This is a genomic window from Arthrobacter sp. AL05 (assembly GCF_029960715.1).
Classification (GTDB): domain Bacteria; phylum Actinomycetota; class Actinomycetes; order Actinomycetales; family Micrococcaceae; genus Arthrobacter.
Map to the genome: position 1 here is coordinate 336823 of NZ_JASBRC010000004.1, position 24218 is coordinate 361040.

The 24218-nt window shown below is 66.3% G+C and carries 23 protein-coding genes; 14 read left to right on the top strand and 9 right to left on the bottom strand.

Annotation, left to right across the window (positions count from 1 at the left end; all coding sequences use genetic code 11):
- The first annotated feature begins 68 nt into the window (after window positions 1-68).
- The 9 genes from QK287_RS07955 (at window position 69) to asd (ending at window position 8521) form a co-directional block, all read left to right on the top strand.
- Window positions 69-2333: an RNA degradosome polyphosphate kinase gene (locus QK287_RS07955; protein ID WP_226774786.1), complete on the top strand. Its 2265-nt coding sequence runs from the start codon at window positions 69-71 to the stop codon at window positions 2331-2333.
- A gap of 11 nt (window positions 2334-2344) precedes the next feature.
- Window positions 2345-3322, top strand: coding sequence for an NUDIX hydrolase (locus QK287_RS07960; RefSeq protein WP_226774787.1), 978 nt, complete (start codon window positions 2345-2347; stop codon window positions 3320-3322).
- Between the two features lie 74 nt (window positions 3323-3396).
- Window positions 3397-4200: a thymidylate synthase gene (locus QK287_RS07965; protein WP_226774788.1), complete on the top strand. Its 804-nt coding sequence runs from the start codon at window positions 3397-3399 to the stop codon at window positions 4198-4200.
- A complete protein-coding gene (locus tag QK287_RS07970) occupies window positions 4197-4784 on the top strand; it encodes a dihydrofolate reductase (protein ID WP_226774789.1) in 588 nt (195 codons plus the stop codon). Before QK287_RS07965 ends, QK287_RS07970 begins: the two co-directional genes overlap by 4 nt.
- A 3-nt stretch (window positions 4785-4787) precedes the next feature.
- Window positions 4788-5006, top strand: coding sequence for an NF038396 family protein (locus QK287_RS07975; protein ID WP_226774790.1), 219 nt, complete (start codon window positions 4788-4790; stop codon window positions 5004-5006).
- A gap of 160 nt (window positions 5007-5166) precedes the next feature.
- Window positions 5167-6261 carry a WXG100 family type VII secretion target gene (locus QK287_RS07980; protein ID WP_226774791.1) on the top strand — a complete coding sequence of 365 codons (1095 nt, stop codon included), beginning with the start codon at window positions 5167-5169 and terminating at the stop codon, window positions 6259-6261.
- A gap of 9 nt (window positions 6262-6270) precedes the next feature.
- A complete protein-coding gene (locus QK287_RS07985; protein WP_226774792.1) occupies window positions 6271-6924 on the top strand; it encodes a hypothetical protein in 654 nt (217 codons plus the stop codon).
- Window positions 6911-7312, top strand: coding sequence for a hypothetical protein (locus QK287_RS07990; protein WP_226774793.1), 402 nt, complete (start codon window positions 6911-6913; stop codon window positions 7310-7312). The genes QK287_RS07985 and QK287_RS07990 overlap by 14 nt, the downstream gene beginning before the upstream one ends.
- 66 nt (window positions 7313-7378) lie before the next feature.
- On the top strand, window positions 7379-8521 hold the full coding sequence (asd, locus tag QK287_RS07995) for an aspartate-semialdehyde dehydrogenase (protein WP_282359769.1): 1143 nt from the start codon (window positions 7379-7381) through the stop codon (window positions 8519-8521).
- 13 nt (window positions 8522-8534) lie between these two features.
- On the opposite strand, the gene QK287_RS08000 is transcribed toward asd, so the two are convergent.
- On the bottom strand, window positions 8535-9641 hold the full coding sequence (locus QK287_RS08000; RefSeq protein WP_282359771.1) for a winged helix DNA-binding domain-containing protein: 1107 nt from the start codon (window positions 9639-9641) through the stop codon (window positions 8535-8537).
- Window positions 9642-9711: 70 nt separating this feature from the next.
- On the opposite strand from QK287_RS08000, the gene QK287_RS08005 reads away from it, so the two are divergent.
- A complete protein-coding gene (locus QK287_RS08005; RefSeq protein WP_282359772.1) occupies window positions 9712-10191 on the top strand; it encodes a hypothetical protein in 480 nt (159 codons plus the stop codon).
- Between the two features lie 47 nt (window positions 10192-10238).
- Here QK287_RS08005 and QK287_RS08010 read toward each other — a convergent pair whose 3' ends face one another.
- From QK287_RS08010 to QK287_RS08025, 4 genes are read right to left on the bottom strand one after another with little or no spacing between them, the layout of a single operon-like run.
- A complete protein-coding gene (locus tag QK287_RS08010; RefSeq protein ID WP_226774797.1) occupies window positions 10239-11303 on the bottom strand; it encodes a UDP-N-acetylmuramate dehydrogenase in 1065 nt (354 codons plus the stop codon).
- 33 nt (window positions 11304-11336) lie between these two features.
- Complete coding sequence (locus tag QK287_RS08015; protein ID WP_282359774.1) at window positions 11337-12626, bottom strand: MFS transporter; 1290 nt, start codon at window positions 12624-12626, stop codon at window positions 11337-11339.
- Window positions 12627-12641: 15 nt separating this feature from the next.
- Window positions 12642-13079, bottom strand: a complete 438-nt coding sequence (locus tag QK287_RS08020; RefSeq protein WP_282359775.1) for a MaoC family dehydratase — start codon at window positions 13077-13079, stop codon at window positions 12642-12644.
- 2 nt (window positions 13080-13081) lie between these two features.
- Window positions 13082-13555 carry a MaoC family dehydratase N-terminal domain-containing protein gene (locus QK287_RS08025; protein ID WP_282359777.1) on the bottom strand — a complete coding sequence of 158 codons (474 nt, stop codon included), beginning with the start codon at window positions 13553-13555 and terminating at the stop codon, window positions 13082-13084.
- Between the two features lie 159 nt (window positions 13556-13714).
- Here QK287_RS08025 and QK287_RS08030 point away from each other — a divergent pair, with 159 nt between their 5' ends.
- Both QK287_RS08030 and QK287_RS08035 read left to right on the top strand, forming a co-directional pair.
- On the top strand, window positions 13715-14092 hold the full coding sequence (locus QK287_RS08030; RefSeq protein WP_226774813.1) for a metalloregulator ArsR/SmtB family transcription factor: 378 nt from the start codon (window positions 13715-13717) through the stop codon (window positions 14090-14092).
- Window positions 14089-15750, top strand: a complete 1662-nt coding sequence (locus QK287_RS08035; protein WP_282359778.1) for a SulP family inorganic anion transporter — start codon at window positions 14089-14091, stop codon at window positions 15748-15750. The genes QK287_RS08030 and QK287_RS08035 overlap by 4 nt, the downstream gene beginning before the upstream one ends.
- Here the strand turns inward: QK287_RS08035 and QK287_RS08040 are convergent.
- The 4 genes from QK287_RS08040 to QK287_RS08055 form a co-directional block, all read right to left on the bottom strand.
- Window positions 15740-15964, bottom strand: coding sequence for a DUF3188 domain-containing protein (locus tag QK287_RS08040; protein ID WP_226774802.1), 225 nt, complete (start codon window positions 15962-15964; stop codon window positions 15740-15742). The genes QK287_RS08035 and QK287_RS08040 overlap by 11 nt on opposite strands.
- Before the next feature lie 135 nt (window positions 15965-16099).
- Window positions 16100-16963 (bottom strand): CoA ester lyase, encoded by an 864-nt coding sequence (locus tag QK287_RS08045; protein ID WP_226774803.1) that lies wholly within the window; start codon window positions 16961-16963, stop codon window positions 16100-16102.
- A 103-nt stretch (window positions 16964-17066) separates the two neighbouring features.
- Window positions 17067-18047 carry an aldo/keto reductase gene (locus QK287_RS08050; protein WP_282359779.1) on the bottom strand — a complete coding sequence of 327 codons (981 nt, stop codon included), beginning with the start codon at window positions 18045-18047 and terminating at the stop codon, window positions 17067-17069.
- Window positions 18044-19750 (bottom strand): glycoside hydrolase family 13 protein, encoded by a 1707-nt coding sequence (locus tag QK287_RS08055; RefSeq protein ID WP_282359780.1) that lies wholly within the window; start codon window positions 19748-19750, stop codon window positions 18044-18046. The genes QK287_RS08050 and QK287_RS08055 overlap by 4 nt, the downstream gene beginning before the upstream one ends.
- A 102-nt stretch (window positions 19751-19852) precedes the next feature.
- Between QK287_RS08055 and QK287_RS08060 the strand changes: the two genes are divergently transcribed.
- Window positions 19853-21043, top strand: a complete 1191-nt coding sequence (locus tag QK287_RS08060; protein WP_282359781.1) for an ROK family protein — start codon at window positions 19853-19855, stop codon at window positions 21041-21043.
- Between the two features lie 198 nt (window positions 21044-21241).
- Window positions 21242-24217, top strand: coding sequence for an FG-GAP-like repeat-containing protein (locus tag QK287_RS08065; RefSeq protein WP_282359782.1), 2976 nt, complete (start codon window positions 21242-21244; stop codon window positions 24215-24217).
- Window position 24218: the final 1 nt, after the last annotated feature.

Sequence of the window (24218 nt, forward strand, 5' to 3'; positions counted from 1 at the left end):
CTCGAAAGCTGACCGCGCGGTGAATGCTTGTAAGGTTGAAGCAAATCGCGCCAGCAATAGGAGAGACCATGCAACGGGAATCTGCCCGGACGGCCACGTCCGAGGGCGCCACGTCGGAGAAAAAAGTGCGGCCGGCGCGTGCCCGGTTCGGTTCCTCCGAAGTGCCTGCCTCACGTGCCACCCAAGACCGGATCGACATTCCTGAATTTGCGCCAAATCTGGAGCCGGAGGGTGATTTCAGCCCCGACCGCTTCCTGGACCGCGAGCTGAGCTGGCTCTCTTTCAACGCCCGCGTCCTGGAACTCGCCGAAGACCCCAACCTCCACCTGCTGGAACGCGTCAGCTTCCTCTCCATCTTCGCGTCCAACCTGGATGAGTTCTTTATGGTCCGCGTCGCCGGGCTGAAGCGCAGGATCGCCACCGGGCTCGCCGTCCCGTCTCCCGCCGGCCTCAGCCCAATGCAGGTCCTCGAGCAGATCGGCGACGAGGCCCACAGGCTGCAGCAGCGCCACGCCAATGTCTATGCCGAGCAGATCCGCCCGGCCCTGGCCTACGAGCACATCCACCTGATGCACTGGGATGAGCTCGACTCCCAGGCCAAGGACCAGCTCAGCGCCATGTTCGCGGAGAAGGTCTTCCCGATCCTGACCCCGCTGGCCGTGGACCCGGCCCACCCCTTCCCCTACATTTCCGGACTTTCCCTGAACCTCGCCGTCGTGGTCCGCAACCCGGTCAGCGACAAGGAGCTCTTCGCCCGCCTCAAGGTCCCGGACCAGCTCCCCCGGCTGATCTCGATTGACGGACCGCGCGCCGGCTCGGTGCCGGGCCGGGTGGCACGCTTCATCGCTCTCGAGGAAGTCATCGCCGTCCATCTGGACCAGCTCTTTGCCGGCATGGAGGTGCTCGAACACCACACCTTCCGCGTCACCCGAAACGAAGACGTCGAGGTCGAAGAGGACGACGCCGAAAACCTGCTGCAGGCCCTCGAGAAAGAACTGCTGCGCCGCCGCTTCGGCCCGCCGGTCCGGCTCGAAGTCACCACCGACATCAACCCGAACATCCGTGCGTTGCTGATCCGCGAACTGGGCGTCGAGGAATCCGAGGTCTATTCGGTTCCGGCCCCCTTGGATCTCCGGGGCCTCTCGGTCATCGCCGGAATAGATCGGGCTGACCTGCACTATCCCAAGCATGTCCCGCACACCTCCCGGTACCTTAACGAATCGGAAACGTCCAAGGCGGCGAATGTCTTTGCGGCCATGCGGCGCCGTGACATCCTGCTGCACCACCCCTACGACTCGTTCTCCACCTCGGTGCAGGCGTTCCTGGAACAGGCGGCGTCGGACCCCAAGGTCCAGGCCATCAAACAGACCCTCTACCGCACCTCGGGCGACTCCCCGATCGTTGACGCCCTGATCGATGCCGCCGAGGCAGGCAAGCAGGTGCTGGCCCTGGTCGAGATCAAGGCCCGCTTCGACGAGCAGGCCAACATCTCGTGGGCCCGGAAGCTCGAGCAGGCCGGTGTCCACGTGGTTTACGGCATCGTGGGGCTCAAGACGCACTGCAAGCTGTCACTCGTGGTGCGCCAGGAAGTGGACGGACTCCGCCGGTATTGCCACATCGGCACCGGCAATTACCATCCCCGCACGGCCCGCTACTACGAGGACCTCGGTCTCCTCACCGCCAATGAGCAGGTAGGCGAGGACCTCTCCAAGCTCTTCAACCAGCTCTCCGGCTACGCTCCGAAATCGACGTTCAAGCGGCTTCTGGTGGCACCGCGCTCGGTCCGTTCAGGACTCATCGACCGGATCGAAACAGAGATCCGCAACGCCCGCGCGGGCCTCGCCGCCCGGGTCCAGATCAAGGTCAACTCGATCGTGGACGAAGCAATCATTGATTCCCTCTACCGGGCGTCCCAGGCCGGGGTCCCGGTGGACATCATCGTCCGCGGCATATGCTCGCTGCGGCCGGGGGTGCCCGGGCTGAGCGAGAACATCACTGTCCGGTCCGTGCTGGGCCGCTTCCTGGAGCACTCCCGCGTTTTCGCCTTCGCAAACGGCGGGGATCCGGTGGTCTACATCGGTTCAGCGGACATGATGCACCGGAACCTTGACCGCCGCGTCGAGGCCCTGGTTCAGCTAACCAGCGGGGACGACACAACATACGTGATGGATCTGCTGCGCCGCTACATGGATCCTGGCACCGCCAGCTGGCACCTCAACAACCAGGCGGAGTGGACCCGCCACCATCTCGCCGAAGACGGTCAGGACCTCGGCGACATTCAGTCCTGGCTGCTCAATTCCCGCTCGCGGCAGCGCACCTCCGGGCTGCGGTAGGGGCTCTGGCATTGAGTAGCGATGCACCGGTTGCCGACCAGAGCGACCATCCCGGCGAAGCAATTGCCGTGGTGGCGGCGGGCGCCCTGCCCTGGCGCGTCACCCCGGGTGACAAAGGCCAGCTTCAGGTCCTGCTGATCCACCGCCCGCGCTATGACGACTGGTCCTGGCCCAAAGGCAAGATCGACCCGGGCGAGACCGTACCCGAATGTGCAGCCCGGGAGGTCGAGGAGGAAATCGGGCTGACGGCGCCGCTGGGCATCCCCTTGCCCGCCATCCACTATCACGTCCCCGCCGGGCTGAAGGTGGTCCATTATTGGGCCGTCGACGTCGACGGCGCCCCGCTCCGGCCGGACGGCAAGGAAGTGGACAGCGTGATGTGGTGCTCGCCGGAGAAGGCAGCGACGCTGCTGAGCAACCCGAGCGACATCGCCCCGCTTGAGCACCTGGCGGGCGCCCATTCCCGGGGTGAGCTGAAGACCTGGCCGCTGCTGGTGGTGCGCCACGCCAAGGCCAAACCGCGCTCCTCATGGTCCAAAGCCGAAGGGGACAGGCCGCTGGCCGCCACCGGGATGCGGCAGGCGCAGGCGGTGGGCCGGCTCCTGCAGGCATGGAAACCACTGCGGATAGTTTCAAGTCCGTGGTTGAGGTGTGTGGCCACCATCGCCCCGTACGCCAAGGCTTCGGATGCGAAAGTAAAGCTTAATGAAGCCCTTACGGAACACCGTCACGGCCGCCATCCGCACAAGACTGCCGCCGCCGTCGAAGACCTCTTTGACAAACAGCGGGCCGTGGCGCTGTGCACCCACCGCCCGGCGCTGCCTACCGTGTTCGCCCAGCTCGGAAAGCACATGGGTTCCCGGTTGCGCGCCCAGCTCCCGGAGGAGGAACCGTTCCTGGCCCCCGGCGAGATTGTGGTGTGCCATGTGGCGCACCACAGCGGGGACAAAGTGGTCGCCGTCGAGCGGTTCAGGCCCTTCGACGACTAAGCCGTGTGACCTGCCGCCGGTAATGCCGGCACGATGGATAAGGACCTGCGGCGACTTCTCAGTAGACTGGGAACGTGAGCATCCCAACACCCTATGAAGACTTGCTGCGCGATGTCATCGAACACGGCACGCACAAATCCGACCGGACCGGCACCGGCACCTTGAGTGTGTTCGGCCGCCAGATGCGCTTCGATCTGAGCAAAAGCTTCCCCCTGGTCACCACCAAACGAGTGCACTTCAAGTCCGTCGCGGTCGAGCTGCTGTGGTTCCTCCGCGGGGACACGAATGTGAAGTGGATGCAGGACCAGGGTGTCACCATCTGGAACGAATGGGCCGACGCCGACGGCGAACTCGGACCGGTCTACGGCGTCCAGTGGCGCTCCTGGCCGACTCCCGACGGCGGCCACATCGACCAGATCGCCGAACTAATCGCGAACCTCAAAACCGACCCGGACTCGCGCCGGCACATCGTCTCCGCCTGGAACGTCGCCGAGCTCAAAGACATGGCTCTCCCGCCGTGCCACGCGTTCTTCCAGTTCTATGTGGCCGACGGCAAACTCTCCTGCCAGCTCTACCAGCGTTCCGCGGACACCTTTTTGGGTGTGCCGTTTAACATCGCCTCGTATGCCCTGCTCACCTGCATGATCGCCCAGCAGACTGGCCTGGAACCGGGCGAATTTGTCTGGACCGGCGGCGACGTCCACGTTTACGACAACCACATGGACCAGGTTCTCAAGCAGCTCACCCGCACGCCCTATGACTACCCGCAGCTGGCGTTCGCCCGTAAGCCGGAGTCCATCTTCGACTACACCCTCGATGATTTCGAAGTGGTCGGATACCGGCACCACCCGACGATTAAGGCCCCGATAGCCGTATGAGCGACGACAATATACAGACCGCGCAGCCCGCGGATTTTTCCACCAGGCTGGCAGCCCTCACCGGGCTCGGCGTGGTGTGGGCCCAAACCAGTACCGGTGTCATCGGCCAGGACGGCGGAATGCCGTGGCGCCTGCCCGAGGACATGGCACACTTCACCCGGCTCACGACAGGCCACCCCGTCATCATGGGCCGGAAGACATGGGAATCCTTTCCGGACAAGTACCGCCCGCTGCCCGGGCGGACCAATATTGTTATCACCCGCCAGCGCGGCTGGGGCGAAACTCCGTCCGCGGCGGGCGCCACCGCCGTCGCCTCACTGGACGATGCACTCCTTGAGTCCCAGTTCGCACCGGGCAACAACATGGTCTGGATTGTCGGCGGCGGCAACATCTACGCCCAGTCCATGGACCTCGCCGATGTCGCCGTTATCACCACAATCGACGCCAGCACGGAGGGCGACACCTTCGCCCCCGAGCTTGGGTACGACTGGACCTTGGACGGAAGCCTGCCGGCCGACGGCTGGGAGACCGCCGGAAACGGCGCCCGCTACCGCATCAACGTGTGGCGCCGGACGGAGGCCTAAGCGATGCTGACGAAACCCGAACTCCTTTTTGTCCTCGGCTACATGCTGCTCCCGCTGCTCGCGCTGCTGTCCGCTGTCGTGGGGCTGACCATGATCCTGGGCGGGGACAAGATTGCCGGTGCGATCGTGCTCGTGGTGGTCACCCAGGCCTTTGCCTTCGGGGCATTTTTTGTCCTGCGCAGACGCAAGCAGAACCTGCTCACGGAGCGACAGGGCGACTAGCGGCCGGGCCCCCGACGCCGGCCGGGACCTGATGGGGAGAACACCCCATCGCCGCGCACGAGTGTTGCGGTTAGATTGGTGCCGGTTGAATACACACGCCGGAATACACCAGGTCCCGGTCGCAGCCGGTTAGGCTGATGCACGAAGAGGGGGAGCCGCTATGGCAGGAAACTTGTGGGGCGCCGACGTCGCCCAGTTGCGCACGCTCGCACAACAGTTCGGCAAGACGTCCGAAACGCTGCTCCGGCAGTCGAGCACGCTGACGTCGGCCATCAACGGCAACACGTCCTGGAAGGGAGCAGACGGCGCCCGCTTCACCTCCGAGTGGAACGGCAGCCACCGCGCCCTGATCCAAAGGACCGCCCAGGCCCTCAAGGAAGAGTCCAAGCGGCTGTTGACCCACGCCGACCAGCAGGAGAAAGCCAGTGTTACCGCCGCCGGGGCCGGCGGCGGGCCCGGCCCGCTCGGCGGCAGCCACGGCAGCAGCAACGGCGGTGGCATCGGGCCGCTGCTCGGCGGTGCAGTCGCCGGCGGCATTGGCGGCATCAGGGCCGGGATGCAGATCCAGAAATACCTCAAGGCACCGCTGACCCTCGCCAAGCATGCCGGCCAGTTCGGCTGGGTGCTGAAAAACCAGCGCGCGGATTTCGTCAAGTCCTTTGTGCAGGGCAAGCACCGGATCGGCGGTCCCGGCTTCGCCCCGCACCGCCTGATCAGCAACCCGGCCCTCGATAAGCTGCTGAAAAGTTCCGCAGCAACAAATCGGGGCCTCGCCGCCGTCGACAAAGCCTCAGACATCGTCTCGCTGCGGAACCTGGACAAGTATGTCGGGCCGCTGGGCAAATTCGAAAAGGTCTTCGCGGAGAAGCCGTGGCTTGGTGCCGGCACCAAGCTGGAGTGGCTGGGGAAGTCCGGCCTCGCGAGGGGCCTCGGCTGGGCCGGCGTCGGCTTCAGCGCCGTCGACTCGGTGCGGAGTTTCGCCGATGGCGACGTCAAGGGCGGGATGGCCAGCGCCGGCAAGGGACTCCTCGGGGTCGGCTGCTTTTTGCCGCCGCCCGCCGGGACCGTCTGCCAAGTTGCCAGCGTGGGAATAGCCATCTACGAAAACTGGGACACGATCAGCAGCGTCGGCAAGAACGTCGGCGAAGGAATCGTCAACGCGGTCCAGGATCCAGGCAAGTTCGTCAGCGATGCCGCGGATAACGTCAAAGACGCCGGAAAGTCCGTGGCCAAGTTCTTCGGCTTCGGGGATTAGGAGACTCACATGAGCGTTCAGGATCAGACACAGCAGGAGCCACGGCTCGGCATCGACGTCATCGGCTTCGGCGTGGGCGAGTTTGCCTATTTGCTCAACGTCTTCGAGGGGCCGGCGAGGGACCGTTCGGTAAGCGTTTTCCGCGCCCAGGACATGGTGGATGATCTCACCCTGTCCACGGCAGGCGCATCGTCCCTGATGGCGCGGGACATGGCCACCATTGATGATGACGGTGACCTCGGAGTCAACGGCGTCGCGTCCGCGGTGGCCACGGCCCTGGGGCAGGCAACCCGCTGGACCGAAGTTTCCCTGCTGACCGGGGACGCGATGGACAACGTGGTGCTGATCGAGGCCCCCGGAGTGGCCCTCATGCTGCAGCCGCGGCTGCTGGGCACCTGGTTCGTCTTCGCCCAGGACACCAGCATCAGCTCTGCCGAAGCGACCCTCCGCCTGGTGCGCCAGCACATCGAGCAGAATGCCGGAGGCTCTGCCTATCTCGTGTTCAAGACTCTCGATACCGAGCAGCACCTGCTGGTCCGGCGCGAGGAAGGTTCGTGGACGACCGGAGTCCCCGACTTCGCCCAGGACAAGGTCGCGGAAACCGAAGGCCTGGACGACGGCGGACTGCTCCGGGCCATTGAGGTGTCCCGTGGCCAGGCGTAGTTCGGACGTACCACCGGAACCTGGCTACACGGGAGCCCGGACCGGGGAAGACGGCCGGATCCACCGCCGGGGCGCGAACGGCGAACTGATCGCTTACACCCCGGACGAGTACGGAGTCCGCAAGGATGACGGCCATGGGCTGGTCAAACCCGTCAGCTCCTCCGGCGGCCTGCTCTTCCTCGCCGTCCTGGCCTCGCTCTTCGCCGGCGGTGTCGCCTACGGCCTGGCACGGATTGCGATTGACGGCACTTGGGAGATTCTCGGTGACATCTGGTGGACCATCCCGGTGGGAGTGCTGGTGCCGCTGGTCGCCTGGACGAGCTACGCCAAGGAGCGCCGGGCGGAGAAATTGCGCACGGTCCGCAACCTCCCCCGGCCCCTTGGGTGATCCCGGACCGGGACGCGATGACGTAACCGACTGCGCCCCGGCGCCGGCAAAGCCTAAACTGGGCTAATGACTACAGCAGCTACCCCGTCCGTTGGACTGGTCGGTTGGCGTGGCATGGTCGGCTCCGTCCTGATGCAGCGTATGCAGGACGAGGGCGACTTCGCCACCATCAACCCGGTCTTCTTCTCCACCTCGAACGCGGGAGGGGCGGCCCCATCCTTGGCCGGTCCCGCCGGGGGCGATGCCGGCACCCTCGAGGATGCGTTCGACGTCGAGACTCTGGCGAAGCTGCCCATCATCGTGACAGCCCAGGGCGGCGACTACACCAAACAGGTCCACGGTGCGCTGCGTGACCGCGGCTGGGACGGCCTGTGGATCGATGCCGCCTCCACCCTGCGGATGAACGACGACTCGATCATCGTGCTGGACCCGATCAACCGAGACGTGATCGACGCCGGCCTCTCCGGCGGCGTTAAGGACTACATCGGCGGCAACTGCACGGTCTCCTGCATGCTGATGGGCCTCGGCGGGCTGTTCAAAAACGGGCTCGTCGAGTGGGGCACCTCGATGACCTACCAGGCGGCGTCCGGCGGCGGCGCCCGGCACATGCGTGAGCTCCTGAGCCAGTTCGGCACACTCAACGCCGAGGTCAGCACGGAACTGGACGACCCGGCGTCGGCCATCCTGGAGATCGACCGCAAGGTCCTGGCGCACCAGCGCAGCAACATTGACGCGAGCCAGTTCGGGGTACCGCTGGCCGGCTCCCTGATCCCGTGGATCGACGCGGACCTCGGCAACGGCCAGTCCAAGGAAGAGTGGAAGGCCGGGGTGGAGACCAACAAGATCCTGGGCACCGCCGGCGATGATCACATCATCATGGACGGTCTGTGCATCCGGATCGGCGCCATGCGCTCGCACTCCCAGGCCTTGACGCTGAAGCTCCGCGAGGACCTCACCGTCGCGGAGATCGAGAATCTCCTCGCTGCTGACAACGAGTGGGCCACAGTGGTGCCCAACACCAAGGACGCCTCGATGGCAGACCTCACCCCGGTGGCGGCATCCGGAACGCTGAACATTCCGGTGGGCCGGATCCGGAAGATGGAGATGGGCCCGCAGTACGTCAGCGCGTTCACCGTCGGTGACCAGCTGCTGTGGGGCGCTGCCGAACCGCTGCGGCGTATGCTCAACATAGCCACCGGCAACCTCTAGGCGCACCCCCGGTTCAGACGCCGAGGAATCTGCGGTATTTCGCGGCCTGCAGCTCAAAGGACTTTTGCGCCGCAGGCCGCAGCCCATTGGCATCGTCGAACGGCTCGGGCACGGCGGCCGGGGCCCTGCCACTGCCGGTCACACCCCAGGTGCCGACGATCCGTCCGCCGGCCACAATGGTCTTCTTGAACACGCCGTTGCCGCCCGGCACAATCTTGTTCGCATGCTCCGGCGGCAACACCAGCGACCGGTCGGTGTAACCGAGCAGGAACTCATCAAAGCCCGGCAGCGCGAGCACCGTGCGCGCACCGGGGACACCGTCGTCGAGCAGTGCCGCAGTCTCCGGGGAGAGCCAGTAGCTGGTCCCCTCGAAGTCCAGCTCCACCAGCTGGCCCTTGACGTCGGCCAGTGCTGCCCGGACCTCGGCGAGCGGGATGCCCGCCCACCAGGAGAAGTCACGCCCGGTGGCGGGCCCGTGGCTGCGCAGGTACCGCAGCAGCCACTCGGCGATGCCCTCGGCCCGGTCCAGGCTCCGCGACCCTGTGATCCAGTCGTCAAAAGCCACCACCAGCTGCTGGTTGCCGGCCAGTGGTCCCTGCACCAGCACGGCCCGCTGGCAGAGGGCACCGAGCAGGTGAATGCCGCGCTGGCCGGCCGTGGACTGGCCAGCGAGTTCAAAGGCGTTAAAGAGTTCGCTCCGGCTCGCGGCTGCACCGCCGGAGACCAGCTGGAGAGCGGTTCCGGCTGCGGCGTCGACATCCGCAGCCGAGATGCGGAGCTCCCTGTGCCGCCCGGCCAGGCCGCGGATCAGCCGATCGGAGGTAATGGCCAACACCCACTTCAGGTCTTCGGGGGCCAGCACGTGCAAGGTGCCGCGCATCGGCCAGGAGCGGACGATCTCCCCCCGGTCCAGGGCGTTGCGGACATCGCCCACGAGGGAGCCCGGCACCCGCTGGCCAATCGCCCAGAGGACGGAGCGCATGTCCTGCGCCTGCATCGCCGGCATCGAGCGCACGGCCGCCGGAACGCTGCTGAATCCGGCCCCGGCCAGCCCCTGCGAGGCCAGTCGCAGCCGGCCCATGATCCCCCTGGTCAGCCGGTAACGCCGCGGTGCTCCCATACACCCCATGCTAGGACGACTGCCGGGACGTTCCCAGCCGCCTTCCAGCCGGATTCCCTACCCTTGATGGATGACCTTGAGTGAGATGTGGCCGCTGCTGCGGCCCCTGAGCCGGCGGCTGGCCCTGCTGGGCTGGGCTTCCAGCGCTGCCGGCATGACCGCCGGACTCACCGTTGCCATTGCCAGCGGGACCCGGCTCTCGCCGCTGATGAGCACCATGCAGCTGGTATCGGTGGTCGCCATGGCGGTGGCGGTGGCCAGCTTCGTGACGGCAGCTTCTCTCCAGCCGCGTTATCCGGCGCATGGCGGCAGTGATTCCCGGGACGGCAGCGGCCCCGGTGAATTCCCCGATACCGTGCAGAGCTTCCTGCTCGGTTCGCTGGCCCTGCTGGCAGGGGCGGTCGTCTTCGCTTGCGCCGGTTTCCTGCTCCGCAGCGGTCCCAGCGACCAGTCCGTGGCGTTTTGCCAGGTCTTCTTCCAGGGTGCCGCCGCCTCAGGCTTCACGTTTATGTTGTTCAGCCGGGTCGTCGGGCGGCGCAGCCGGAACTGATCGGCGGCGCCGGACCCGATCCGCGCGGACCCCTTGGGTCGAGGATTTTAGAGCTCCACGCCGATCAGCAGCGGTTCCGGATGCAGTTCAATCCCAAAGCGTTCGACGACGCCGCGGCGCACTTCGCGGGCGATCGCGAGCAGGTCCGCGGTGCTTGCCGTTCCCCTGTTGGTGATCGCCAGGGTGTGTTTGGTGGACAGCGAAGCCCGGCCGCCGGAAACGCTGTCCGGCTCCAGCCCGAAGCCCTTGCCGTAACCGGACCGGTCGATCAGCCAGGCTGCCGAGAGCTTGGTCAGCCCGTCGGCACCGGGGTAGCGCGGCGCATCCCCCGGCAGCGCGGCGGCTACGGCTGCCGGCACGATCGGGTTTGTGAAGAAGGATCCGGTGGAGTACGTGTCCCGGTCCGCGGGGTCCCACACCATGCCCTTGGCCGCCCTGAGCCGGCGCACCTCACGGCGGACATCGTTGGAATAGGCCCGCTGGCCCACCTCAACGCCCAGTGCGCGGGCGAGCTCGGCGTAGCGGATAGGGGCGCTCATCCGGCCCAGCGGCAGTTGGAACTCGACCGTGAGCACCACATAGCGCGGGGAGCCGTTGACAGTGGTTTGTTTGAGGATCGAATCGCGGTAGCCGAACTTCAACTCCGAGTTGGTGAAGGTCTGCACGGCCTGACGTTGCCGGTCCCAGGTCCGGACGGCGGCGATGGTCTGGGAAACGTCCGCGCCGTAGGCACCGACGTTCTGGACCGGGGTGGCGCCCGTGGCGCCCGGTATCCCGGCGAGCGCTTCGATCCCGGACCAGGCGTGCAGCACGGCGTGTTCCACGAGGGCATCCCAGTTGTGGCCGGCCTGGACGACGACGGCGACGCCGCCGCAGGAGTCCTCCGCGTTGACCGTAAACCCTTCCGAGGCGATCTTCACTACGGTGCCGGGGAAGCCGTCGTCGGACACGAGCAGGTTGGAGCCGCCCCCGAGGATCAGCAATGGCTCACCGGCAGCATCCACTGAGCGGACGGCCTCGATGATTTCGGCCTCGGTGCGGGCCTCGATCAGGGTGCCGGCGGGGCCACCGACGGCGGCCGTGGTAAGGGCAGAGAGCAATGTCTGGGTCACCTGACCAGCCTAGCCGGGTATGGCCGGAGTCCCCTAAGCAGGTCGCTGGTCGATCTTCCGGGCCACCGGGGAGAGCAGGAAGCTGACCGCCAGCATCACCATCACGGCCAGCAGGGAGTGCAGGATGCCAACGTGTTCCGCGAGCAAACCCAGCAACGGGGGCCCGCAGAGGAATGCGCCGTAACCGATCGTGGAGACCACGGAAACCCGGGCGGCTGCCTTGAGGGGATCGTCGGCGGCGGCGGACATGCCCACCGGGAAGCCCAGCGAGGCGCCCAGTCCCCAGACCGCCAAGGCCACGTAGGCCACCCAAGGCGCCGGCGCGAAGACGAACAAACCCAGGCCCAGCACCGCCAGGGCCGCGCACCAGCGCATCACCGGGACACGGCCAAAGCGGTCCAGGACCACTGTGCCGGCAAAGCGTCCCACCGTCATAAACGTAACGAAAAGCCCGTAGCCGGCGGCACCCGCCGCGTCGGACTGGCCGTGGCCATCGGCGAGCGCCAGGGCCACCCAGTCCCCGGCCGCGCCCTCCGCGAGAGCGAGCCCCAGCACAAGCACACCCAGCAGAAGGGTCCGCCGGTCCCGCCAGGCCTGGGCGATCTGGCGTTTGTTGTCCAGCGGAGCCTCGGGCCGGTCCGCCTCAAGCCTGATGAGGGGTATCGGCCCGGTGGAGGGGTCGTCGAAGGTATCCGGTGTGGCCGGCGTGAAGCCCAGGCCGGGTTCGATCGGGGTACTGTCCGCGCGGAACCATAAAGCGGCGGTGGCCACGGAGCCGGCCACCAGCAGCCCCACACCGGCGAAGTGCCAGAACACGGGCACACCGGCCCCCGCCGCCCAGGCACCGGTGCCGGCGCCGGCGACGGTACCCAGGCTGAAGGCACCATGCAGCCGGGGCATAATGTGCCTGCGGACGGCGCGTTCGACAGCAGCACCCTCGACGTTGGAGGCCGTGTTCCAGCTCGCTGTGCCGAGGCCGATGATGGCCAGCCCCGCGGCGACAACGAGCGGATTGACCAGGACGGAGGTTCCCAGGCCCGCGAGCAGCAGACCGGAGCCCACCATGATGCTGCCAATCCGGATGGTCTGCTTCGACCCGAACCGCAGCACAATCAGCCCGGACGCGGAGACGGAGATAAAGGAGCCCACGGTCAGGCACAGCAGCAGCAGCCCCACATTTCCCGGGGTGAGGTCCAGTCCGTCGCGGATGGCCGGCAGCCGCGACACCCAGGTGGCGAACGCGATGCCGCTGACCGCGTACGCAACAACAACTGCGTTGCGCCAGTGCGTGACCTCCGCCGCCTGGCCCGTGCGCACGTTCACGGCGTCGCCATGCGCCTACGCCAGCCTGACGACGGCTTGGGCCTTCATCAGTACTTTCTGGCCGGCCGAAATAACGGTGAGGTCCACCCGGACGGTGCCTGCGTCGGCGTCGATCGCCCCGATGGCGCCGCTGATTTCGAGCACGGCGCCGGCCGCTGCCGTGCCTGTGGTGTCTGACACCGGGACCGGCTTGGTGAACCGGGTCTGGAAATCCACGACTGCGGCGGGGTCGCCGGCCCAGTCGGTGACGAGCTGGACGACAGACCCCATGGTGAACATCCCGTGCGCAATGACACCAGGCAATCCCACGCCCGTAGCGAAGGCCTCGTTCCAGTGAATGGGGTTGAAGTCACCGGACGCGCCCGCGTACTTAACCAGGTCCGTGCGGGAGATCTCGATGTGGCGGCTGCCGATGTTCTGGCCGACCGCGAGCTCTGTGAGTATGGGTGTCATGTCTACTGTCCCTCTCCGCGGACCAGGATGGAGGAGGTGGCGGTGGCCACGGCTTCGCGCTCCGTTGCGGCGCCGGTCTCCGGGGCAAGGGCGAAAATTTCCGACCGCGTAGTGATCATGGCTCCCCCGCCCATGGCACGAACGCCGTCGACGTGCAGTTCTGCCACGAGCCTGTCCCCGGCAAAGATTGGCCGGTGGTGGACGAACCGCTGGTCCGCGTGGACCACCCGGGAGAAGTCGATGCCGGAGTCCGGGTCTTCGACCAGCTGGGCGTCGGCCCGCTGGGCGACAATGATCGCGAAGGTAGGCGGCGCCACCAGGTCGCTGTGGCCCAGGGCTTTGGCCGCATCCACATCGAAGTGGGCGGGGTGGGTGGCCTTGACCGCGCGGGCGAACTCGCGGATTTTCTCGCGGCCGACGTCGTACACCTCTTGGGCAGGGTAGTTGCGTCCCTGCAGATCCGGATTGATAGTCATGGGTTCCAGCCTAGCGTCAGGCCACGGGTGGACCGCGTCGAAGACATGGAGCTGTACAGAGACAACAATTGCGGTATGATGAAAACATCAAGTCATCAACTGATGTCCTCGGCTAAGTCCGCCCGCCGGATCCGCGCCGACAAGAAAGCACAGGCAGCAATGATTTCACCGGCGCAAACCCCTCTCTACGAGATCAAGGCGAACCTGTTCAAGGCCCTCGCCCACCCGGCGCGGATCCGCGTGCTCGAACTGCTCTCGGCTGCACCGGATAACTCGGCTCCCGTCAGCTACCTGCTGGCCGAGACGGGGCTTGAGGCATCCCACCTGTCCCAGCACCTCGCTACGCTGCGCAGGCATGGGGTGGTGACTTCCACCCGAACCGCCAACGCCGTGACCTACCGGCTGGCCCATCCAAAGATCGCCGAGCTCCTGGCCATTGCCCGGGCATTCCTGCTCGACAGCCTGGCCGGTTCCAACGAACAGCTTAAACTCGCGCAGACACTTCCCAGCGAGCATCTGAAGAGTCCCACTTCATGAGCGCCGCACTGAACCAGCTCAGCCGGTTCCTGCCGTCCCGCCGGGACTATGCGGGGCTGCGTTCGTCCTGGAAGACGGATCTGTTGGCGGGAATCACCGTGGGCATCGTCGCCTTGCCGCTGGCCTTGGCCTTCGGAGTGAGCTCGGGCGTCGGCGCCGAGGCCGGACTCATCACCGCCGTTGTGGCCGGGCTGGTGGCCGCGGTCATGGGCGGCTCCCACGTCCAGGTCTCCGGCCCCACCGGCGCGATGGTTGTGGTGCTGGCCCCGGTTGTTGCCGCCAACGGCGCCGGCAGTATTGCCTTGGTCTCCCTGCTGGCCGGACTGCTGGTGGTGATCCTGGGCTTAAGCGGACTGGGCCGGGCCGTGGCTTTCATCCCGTGGCCGGTGGTCGAGGGGTTCACGCTCGGCATCGCTGCCATTATTTTCCTTCAGCAGGTGCCGCTCGCCACGGGCACGCAGGCAATACCAGGGCACAATACCGTGCTGGCTGCTTTCGAGAGCGCCTCCCTGGCCACGGCGCCCACCGTCCTGCAGACGCTGGCCGTCGTCGCCGGCGTCGCCGCCGTGATGCTGCTTCTGCCGAAACTGAACAAGGCGCTGCCCGCAAGCCTGATCGCTGTACTCCTGGCCACCGTCGCCGCTGAAGTACTGCAACTGCAGATTCCGCGGATCGGCGCCCTGCCGCATTCCTTGCCCGCACCCTCGCTCCCGGCGCTGAACCCGGCCGCGCTGGGCTCGTTGCTGATGCCCGCAGTATCCATCGCGATGCTGGCCGCCATCGAGTCCCTGCTCTCCGCCCGGGTAGCCGCCGGCATGGTGGGCCCCGACGGCCGGCCATCCGGGGTATACAGCCCGGACCGCGAGCTGATGGGCCAGGGACTCGCCTCTATTGCGGCCGCGTTCTTCGGCGGCATGCCTGCCACGGGCGCCATCGCCCGGACCGCTGTCAACGTCCGCTCGGGAGCCAAAACGAGGCTCTCCGCGATCGTGCACGCCTTGGTGCTCCTGGCCATCATCTATGCGGCGGCAGCTTTGGTCGGGAAGATCCCGCTGGCGGTCCTGGCCGGGATCCTGATGGTGACGGCCAGCCGGATGGTGTCACGGCACACGGTCACCGCCATCCTGCGCTCCACCCGCGCCGACGCTTTTGTGTTCGTCCTGACAGCCGTTATTACAGTGGCCTTCGACCTCATTGTGGCCATCGAGATCGGCCTGGTCGCCGCCGCCCTCTTCACACTGCGGAAATTCGCCTCGCTCAGCGGGGTGAAGCGCGAGCAGATTCCGGCACCCCCAGAGGACGGGGACGAGCACATCGCCATCTTCAGGCTGGAAGGGGCCATGTTCTTCGGCGCTGCGGAACGGGTCCTGCAGGAAATCAGCCAGGTCAAGGACATCCAGGTGGCCATCATCCGGCTGTCGCAGGTACGGATGCTCGACGCTACAGGGGCTCACACGCTGGTGGAGGTCATCTCCGCACTCGAACTTCGCGGCGTGACTGTCCTCTTGAAGGGCGTCCAGCCCCAACACCTGGAGCTCGTAACAAACGTCGGGGTCATTCGCTCGCTGCGCCACCACAAACACCTGTTCACGTCGCTGCCCGAGGCCGTGGCGCACGCCCGCAGCCACGTCCGACGGAATACCGCCGCTATCGTTTGAGGTTTTTCCGGATCGCCTGGCCGCGGACCACAATGCCGGCAAGATGCAGGATCAGGCCCAATCCGATCACGGCAAGGGAGGAGACCGCCAGCGGCTCGTTGCCGGTGCTGTTGCCGATCAGGTTCAGGACTATGCCCACGCCAAGCAGAGCCATGGCACTGAAAACCAGCACCTTGTACGTGGTTGGCGCGGACTCCCAGAATTCTTTCAGCACCGCGCCAGTCTACCGGGCCGGGCGCGGAACCGGGCTCCCGCGGTTGGTGTGCGGGCCGCCCCCGGTTCGGTTTCCCAAAAGACCCCGCGGACCACAGAACGGGGATTGGTCGCGGGGTCTGCTTGGTGCGATTGCCTAGACGGCCGGCTGCACCCCAAAGGCTACCGCGAGCTTCATGATCTTCTCGGCGCGGCCCAGGCGCGGGAGGTCCGAGCCGTCGCGGATGACGCGGCCGCTGGCCTCGAAGTCGGCCATGAAGTCGGTGGCCCAGGCGACATCCGACGGCGTTGGGCTGATGACCTCGTTGATGACGTTGGTCTGATCGACGGCGAGACAGAGCTTGCCAGTCATGCCCATCATCACCGTGATCCCGGTCTGTTCGCGCAGGATCGGGTGGTTGGTGCCGACAGTGGGGCCGTCGATGGGGCCAGGCAGGTTCCCGACCCGGCTTGCCACGACCAGCTTGGCCCGCGGGTAGGCCATCGCCTCAGGGGTGGCCGCCATACCCGTGTCGCGGCGGAAGTCGCCGGAGCCAAACGCGAGGCGGAACGCGCCCTGGGCCTTGGCGATGTTGTTGGCTTCCTCGATGCCCACGGCAGACTCGACGAGCGCGATGACCGGCGTTTTGCCGTCCATCCGGTGGAAGCTTTCGGTGACCTGGTCCGCGGACTCGGTCTTGGCCAGCATCACACCGAGTAGGCCCGGGGTACCCCGGAGACCGGCCAGATCGTCGGCCCAGAACGGGCTGGTAGCGTCGTTCACCCGGACCCAGGCACTGCCGCCGGCAGTCAGCCAGTCCACGACGTGGCCGCGGGCGGCATCCTTCTGGGACGGGTCCACCGCATCCTCGATGTCCAGGATGATGGCGTCCGCGCGGGAAACGGCCGACGGGTCGAAGAGTTCGGGTTTCATAGCGTTGACCAGCAGCCAGGAGCGGGCGATCTCAGCTGGAATGTTGCGTTGAGGCCGGACAGTCCCGGCGGTGGTGGTGGAAGTCATGGGTCTACGCTATCCGTTCGAGGCCGTCCCCAGCCAAGTATTCCGCCTTCGAGACGGACCAATACGAGCAAAGTCACAAGCTACGGGATGTTAATGTCGCCAGTTACGGGATGTTACTGCCGCGGGCCGTCACCCAAAGCCGGTACCACTCGGCCCGGGTCATGCCAGCGGCCACTGCTGCGGCATCAGCACAGGCCCGGATGCGTTCCGGCTTCGCAGTCCCGATCACCGGGGCAATCCCGGCCGGGTGCTTCATCAGCCAGCCCAGCACGATCGATTCCCCGGCGACGCCCTTCCGGGTGGCCAGCCCGGCCACCAGATGGCTGGTTGCTTCCTCCGCCGGCGACGGCGTTGTGGCCGGCGCTCCGGTGTAGAGCCCCCGGGCCAGGGAACCGTAGGCCTGCAGGGCGATGCCGTGCCGGCCGCAGTGTTCCACCGTGCCGTGCGGGAAGCTGTAGTCCGCTCCTTCGGCATGGTTGACCAGCACCGTACTCTCCAGCCAGGCGCGTTGGCGCAGGCTCATCTCCAACTGGTTGGCGATGACCGGGGTTTCGAGCCGGTCCTGCAGGACCTCGATCTGCGCCCCGGACATATTGGATACCGCCACGGCCCGGACCTTGCCTTCGGCCATCAACTGGCCGACGGCGGAGGCCACCTCGGCGGGGTCCATCAGCGGATCGGGGCGGTGCAGCATCAGCACGTCCACGTAGTCTGTCCGGAGCCGGGAGAGGCTTTCATTGACTCTCGTCAGGATCCCGCCCCGGCTCAGGTCGTAGTACGCCTCAAGACCCTGCTCGTTGAGCCGGATGCCGCACTTGGTCTGCAGCCGGATCCGGTTCCGCAGCTCCGGGGTCTGCGCCAGCACCTCGCCGAACACGGCTTCGGACTTGCCGCCACGGTAGATGTCGGCATGATCGAACAAGGTGATGCCAACCTCAAGGGCAGCGTCCACGGCCAGCGCCGCCTCGTCCACGTCGGCGGACGCGTACGGTTCCGGAGACCAGCTGCCGCCCAGGCCCATGCAGCCGTAGATCAGCTCTTGGCCGCTACGATTTGCTGCCCCGCTTCCGTCCCGGGAGCTCACCGCAACCAGGCGGTAGTGCTGCCCGGCAGGAGATTCCCCTCGAGCGGCCCGCTGCTGAGCAGGACCGTCCCGGCCGGAAGTTCAACGGGCTCGTGGCCGAAGTTGGTGACGACCTGCCAGCCGCCGGGGCGGCGGAAGTGGAGGACACGGGCGTTGCCGGTTTCGAGCCATTCCAGTTCCTCCGAAGTCTGCAGTTCACGGCGCAGCTTCAAGGCCCGGCGGTAGAACTCAAGGGTGGAACCTTCCGCACCGTCCTCGGCTGCGACGGCGTAACGGCTGAACCACGCCGGCTGCGGCAGGTGCGCGCCGCCGTCGCCGAAGCCGAAGGAGGTACCCTCGGCGGTCCAGGGCAGTGGCACGCGGCAGCCGTCGCGGCCGACCTCCACGCCCTTGTTCCGGAAGAAGGTGGGGTCCTGGCGTTCCGAATCGGGGATGTCCCCCACTTCCTGCAGTCCGAGCTCCTCGCCCTGGTACAGGTACGCGGAACCCGGCAGCGCCAGCATCAGCTGTGTGGCGGCGCGGGCGCGGCGCAGTCCCAGCTCGACGTCGAGTTCCCCGGCCGGGGCGCCGGCCAGCAGCCAGCCCTTGCCGTCCTGGCCCTTTGCGTGCTTACCGCCGCCCTGGGGCAGGCCGTAGCGGGTGGCGTGCCGGACGACGTCGTGGTTGGAGAACACCCACGTGGAGGAGGCACCGGATTCGGTGGCTTCGGCGAGGTTGCGGGTGATGATTTCATGGAACTCGTCAGCGTCGAAGTCGGCCTGGAGCAGGTCGAAATTGAACGCCTGGCCCAGGCCCTCGGGGCTGGCGTAGCGGCCGCGGCGGCTGGCATGGACCCAGGCTTCGGCCACGGCGGTGCGGGGAGGGTTGTATTCGTTGAAGACCTCGCGCCATTCGACGTAGATCTCGTGGACCTCGTCGCGGTCCCAGAACGGGTGCGATCCGTCGTCGAAGCCGTCAATTCCACTGTTGGCCTCGCTCAACTCGACCTTGGACAGCAACGGCTCGGTGAGGTCCTTGGTCAGGGCGTGGGCCACGTCGACGCGGAAGCCGTCCACACCGCGGTCGGACCAAAAACGCAGGGTCTTGAGGAAATCGTCGCGGATCTCGCGGTTGGCCCAGTTAAGGTCCGGCTGTTCCTTGGCGAAAATGTGCATGTACCACTGGCCGGGGGTGCCGTCCGGCTCGGTGATGCGTTCCCAGGCCGGCCCGCCGAAGACGGATTCCCAGTCCGACGGCGGGATCTCGCCGTTTTCGCCCTTGCCATCCCGGAAGATGTAGCGCTCCCGGGCGTCGGAGCCGCGCGGAGCTGCCAGGGCCTCTTTGAACCATTCGTGCCGGTTGGAGGAATGGTTCGGGACGATGTCCGCGATCAACTTAATGCCGGCGGCGTGCAGCGCCGCAGACATTTCGTCGAAGTCCGCCAGCGTGCCGAGCTTGGGGTCGACGTCGCGGTAGTCGTCGACGTCGTAGCCGCCGTCGGCCAGTGCCGAGGGGTAGAACGGGGAGAGCCAGACGGCGTCGATCCCGAGTTCTTTCAGGTACGGAACCTTGGCCGTGATGCCCTTGATGTCACCCAGGCCGTCGCCGTTGGAGTCCGCAAAGCTGCGCGGGTAGATCTGGTACACGGATGCTTGGCGCCACCAGTTGGGGTCGGCGGCGAGTTCGGAACCGGACAGGGTTGCCAGCGTGGCGGTATTGGACAAGGTGGTTATCCTCCGGGGCTCGAGACGGGTTCTGGTAATTTAGATACAAGCTAAATATATTGCCTGAACAATTATGGGTCCGGATCCGGAAGAGGTCAACATTTGCAGCCGACTGCCGCCGCCACCCCCCAGCTGCTGCGCCGGGTTAACGCAAGGTCCGTGCTCGGCGTCATCCGCGCGACGGAGGTGGCCACGGGGACAGAGCTGATGGCCCGGACCGGGCTGACGCGGGCATCCGTCATTGCCGTCTGCGAAGACCTGATCCGGCGCGGCTGGATCAGCGAAGTGGACGCCCGCGGTGCGGAACAACCCGCAAACCCCCGCAAAGGACGCCCCGCCCGACGCTTCGAGCTCAATTCCCGGGCTGGTTTTGTCCTGGGCCTGGATATCGGCGCAGCCACCACCACCGCGGCCGTCGCGGACCTCCGCGGTACCGTGCTCGGACGTTCCAGCCAAAGTTTTCGAGCCGCCGACATCCCTGCTGAGGAACGGATCGGCATCGTCGACCATGCCTGCCGCCGCGCTCTGGCGGCCGCGGGGACGAGCCCGGAACGGGTACTGGCCGTAGGGGCTGGAATCGCCGCGCCGGTGGACCGCGACGGCAGGGTGCTGGCGAACCAGCAGTTCTGGAGCCTGTTCGACGTCGGTCTCCGCTCCGCGCTGCACGAGCTGCACGGCTGGACGGTTTTGCTGGAAAACGACGCGAACCTTGCCGCGCTCGGTGAACGCTGGCGGGGTTCAGGCGCCGGCGTCGATGACCTGGTGGTGCTGCTGGCCGGGGAACGGTTGGGAGCAGGGGTGCTGGAGTCCGGGCGGCTGCTCCATGGCCGCAGCGGAGCGGCCGGAGAAATGGGCTACCTGGACCTTGTGGAAGGCGTCGGCTCCAGCGACGGCATCGCCAGCCTGGCCCGGCAATGGTCCGCCGCCGAGGGCGGCTCCGGGTCCGGGGTCACGCCCGGGGTCACGGTGAGTGCGCGTCGTGTCTTTCAGGATGCCGCCGCCGGGGATGCTGCGGCGCTGGCCATCCTGGACCGGATTTGTGACCGGATGGCCCGGGTCATTGCCTCCGTGGCGAGCTTTATCAACCCCGAACAGGTGGTGATCGGGGGCGCGGTCGCTGAATCCGCCGGGGTGCTGCTGCCGCGGATCACCGAACTGCTCCCCCGGTTCACGGCCACTCCCCCGCGCGTTACCGTCTCACCCCTCGGCGGCTCGATTGTTAGTGTCGGCGCCGTCCGGCACGCCCTGGACTACGTCGAGGCGAACGCCCTGGAGCTTGAACTAGCGCAATAGCGACCCCGGGCCGAGGAGGGGATTCCCCAGTCCTGGCTCAGGATTAGGCAACGATTCGCTACTTTAGGCGAAATTTTGGTGCAAGTTGCCGTTTCCTGGTCCACGCCGTCCGTAGACTGACCTCGTCTCCCGGTCTCCCGGTCTCCCGGCCGTCTCGCTGAGCGTTCAGTGCGGCGGCAGTCTCATGAAAGTCTCCAATTGAATCTAATACGGAAGACGACTGCGCTGCTGGTGGCGCTAATCGTCACCCTTGCCACGCTGACCGCCGTGCCGCTCCCGACTGCCCTCGCAGAGCCCGCTCCCGTGGCGACGCCAACCGCGGCTGCTTCCCCGGGAGCGGCCACCACGGCCGAGCCGACTGCCGCCCCGAGTCCTGCGTCCAGCACCGCGCCCTCGACTGCGAGCTCCCCCTCGGCGACTGCCGCGCCGGCCCAGACGCCCCGTCCGGCCGCGACAACGACTTCCCCTCCGACGGTCGAGTCGCAGACCGTGACAACTCCGGAACCGTTGTTCACTGAAGTACTCGGCGGCAGCAACCCCACATCCAGCAAGCCGGTCGGGGTCGCTCCGACACCGGGCCTGAAGGGGGCAGCACCGGCAAAGGCAGCGACCGAGGCCTACTCCCTCGCCCGGAGCGGGGACATCAAGGTGAGGCTGGTTATGGTCCAGCTCGCGGACCGGAAAGCGGCGATCCCGGAGGCGGACGCCCGCGCCGCCATCGGCACCAGCAGCACCTACTGGCAGGCCATGTCGAACGGCAGGCTGTCCATGAGCGTCGCCTCGGTCGAAAACAGGTCGAGCCGGGCAACCTCCACGCAGAGCTATTCATCAATGATGAACACGATTGTCGGTGAAATCGGGTGGGCCCCCAGTGACTACACGGCGCTCGTCGTCTTCGTTTCCACCCCCACCCTCTCCGACGGAGCCTATGGCGCGGGCTGGAGCTACAGCGGGACGAGCGGACGCGTCATCATGCCGGTCCCCGCCGCCCTGACCAGAAGCGTGCTGACCCACGAATTCGGCCACGTACTGGGGCTGATGCATGCCAACCGGCTTCGGTGCGCGGACGGGGCAGTGGACACTGCCAGCAACGCCGATGGTTCGTTCGCCAACGGCACATGCAGCATTGAGGAGTACAAGGACAACCTTGACCTGATGGGTGTGTCCCAGACCAGCCAGCCGGTGGTGAGCTCCCCCATCTACGAATATGGCGGATTCGGCTCCGGCAACGAGGTCAGAAACCTCGGGAAGGTGGAGGGCAAAAATTCCTACACATTGAGGGCCTGGGGAAGTGCGGACGACCAGCGCTCCCTCAAGTTCACCGACCCCGTCAGCGGCGAGACCTACTTTCTGGAACTTCGTCTTCCGATTGGGAACGACTCGGCAACTGCAGTCAGCGGCAACCGCGGGGTCAAGGTTGTGCAGAGCTACGGTGCAGGCTCCATCGCCCTGCAACCCAATACCACGACGTTCAGCGGCTATTACAGCTATAACCAGGCCTGGCAGGCGGGCCAGACTTTCACCACCCATGCTGGGACTAAGGTAACTTTCGACTGGGTCTCCGACTCCGCCGCCGGAGTCACGATCGATGCGCTCCCGCCGGCAAAGGCTGTCCTTGTTACGCCGGGCGATTTCAACGGCGACGGGGTGGCGGACCTCATCCAGCGCAAGACCAACGGGGAGCTGTGGTTCTACCAAGGCGACGGCACAGGAAAATTCCCCGCCGGCCAGAGGATCGGTACGGGTTGGGACATCTACGACACCGTGCTTGGCACCGGAGACTTCAACGCTGACGGCAAGAATGACCTGGTGGCCAGGAAATACGACGGATCCCTGTGGTTCTACCCGGGGACCGGAGTGGTTTCCGGCAGCAGCGAGGGATATTCAGCCAGCGTCAAGATCGGCAACTTCGGCTGGGACGCCTTTGACGCGCTACTGGGCGTCCGGGACTTCGACGGGGACGGTAAAGCAGATATTCTGGCACGCCGGCCCGACGGAGTTCTGGTTCTCTATCCAGGCACTGGCACCGGTCGGCCCGGGGCGGCCCGGGAGATCGACTTTGGTTGGCAGATCTTTGATCGGCTCATCGCGATCCAGGATTTCAACGGCGACGGAACAAACGATCTGGCTGCACGCCGCCCGGACGGTACCCTGTGGCTGTACTCCAATACGGGGCAGGCAAAGCTCGTCAACGCCAAGAAGATCGGGACCGGGTGGGGCATATATGACAGCATCGCAGGTCCCGGCGATGCAAACATGGACGGCATGGCGGACATCGTGGCAAGCCAGGCAGACCGCAGCGTCTTCTTCTACGCAGGAACAGCAGGACGGGACCAGGGCTACTCCGGTGCCCGCAGGATAGGTGACTTCGGCTGGGACGCTTTCAACTACCTTGCCGCCACGAAGGACCTCAACGGCGATGGCATTGCAGACCTGCTGGCGCGCATGCCCGACGGCAGCCTTTGGTTTTATCCGGGGTCAGGCAGCGGTGACTACCGGGCGCCCACAAAAATCGGCAAGTTCGGCTGGGAAGTCTTTGATTCACTCGTGAGCGTCGGGGACTTCAACGGCGACGGAAAAAACGACCTCGTCGCCCGCATGCCGAACGGTACCCTGTGGCTGTATGCGGGTTCCGGGCGGGTAGACGGCACAAGTTCAGCGTTCTCCGGCGTCCAGAAAATTGGTGAGTTCGGCTGGGATTCCTTTACCTCATTGACCGGCACCGGCGACCTCACCGGCGACGGGAAAAGCGACATTCTGGCCCGCAAAGCCGACGGCTCACTGTGGCTCTACGCCGGATCCGGCAGGGTGAATTCTGCCAACAACGGTTATCTCAGCGGCCGGAAGATCGGCAACTTCGGCTGGGAGGTATTTGACCAATTGCTTGGCGTCGGTGACTTCAACGCCGACGGCAAGAACGACGTCGTTGCCCGGACTGCCGACGGAGGCTTGTGGCTCTACGCCGGGGATGGTACTGGCAGATTGCCGACGTCCCGGAAGATCGGAACCGGGTGGAATGTCTTCGACACGGTGCTGGGTGCGGGTAACCTGAACCGGGACAATTTCGCTGGCCTCGTCGCCCGGCGCCCCGACGGTTCGCTCTGGGCATACTCCGGAACGGGTATGCAGCCCAACGAGGGATATCTTGGCCGGGCATTTGCGTCAGCGTTCTAGG

Bases quoted from the DNA above. Each gene is read 5' to 3' on its own strand.
- QK287_RS07955 (WP_226774786.1), top strand. From the start codon at position 69: ATGCAACGGGAATCTGCCCGGACGGCCACGTCCGAGGGCGCCACGTCG.
- QK287_RS07970 (WP_226774789.1), top strand. From the start codon at position 4,197: ATGAGCGACGACAATATACAGACCGCGCAGCCCGCGGATTTTTCCACC.
- QK287_RS07975 (WP_226774790.1), top strand. From the start codon at position 4,788: ATGCTGACGAAACCCGAACTCCTTTTTGTCCTCGGCTACATGCTGCTC.
- QK287_RS07980 (WP_226774791.1), top strand. From the start codon at position 5,167: ATGGCAGGAAACTTGTGGGGCGCCGACGTCGCCCAGTTGCGCACGCTC.
- QK287_RS07985 (WP_226774792.1), top strand. From the start codon at position 6,271: ATGAGCGTTCAGGATCAGACACAGCAGGAGCCACGGCTCGGCATCGAC.
- asd (WP_282359769.1), top strand. From the start codon at position 7,379: ATGACTACAGCAGCTACCCCGTCCGTTGGACTGGTCGGTTGGCGTGGC.
- QK287_RS08000 (WP_282359771.1), bottom strand. From the start codon at position 9,641: ATGGGAGCACCGCGGCGTTACCGGCTGACCAGGGGGATCATGGGCCGG.
- QK287_RS08005 (WP_282359772.1), top strand. From the start codon at position 9,712: ATGACCTTGAGTGAGATGTGGCCGCTGCTGCGGCCCCTGAGCCGGCGG.
- QK287_RS08020 (WP_282359775.1), bottom strand. From the start codon at position 13,079: ATGACACCCATACTCACAGAGCTCGCGGTCGGCCAGAACATCGGCAGC.
- QK287_RS08025 (WP_282359777.1), bottom strand. From the start codon at position 13,555: ATGACTATCAATCCGGATCTGCAGGGACGCAACTACCCTGCCCAAGAG.
- QK287_RS08030 (WP_226774813.1), top strand. From the start codon at position 13,715: ATGATTTCACCGGCGCAAACCCCTCTCTACGAGATCAAGGCGAACCTG.
- QK287_RS08035 (WP_282359778.1), top strand. From the start codon at position 14,089: ATGAGCGCCGCACTGAACCAGCTCAGCCGGTTCCTGCCGTCCCGCCGG.
- QK287_RS08045 (WP_226774803.1), bottom strand. From the start codon at position 16,963: ATGACTTCCACCACCACCGCCGGGACTGTCCGGCCTCAACGCAACATT.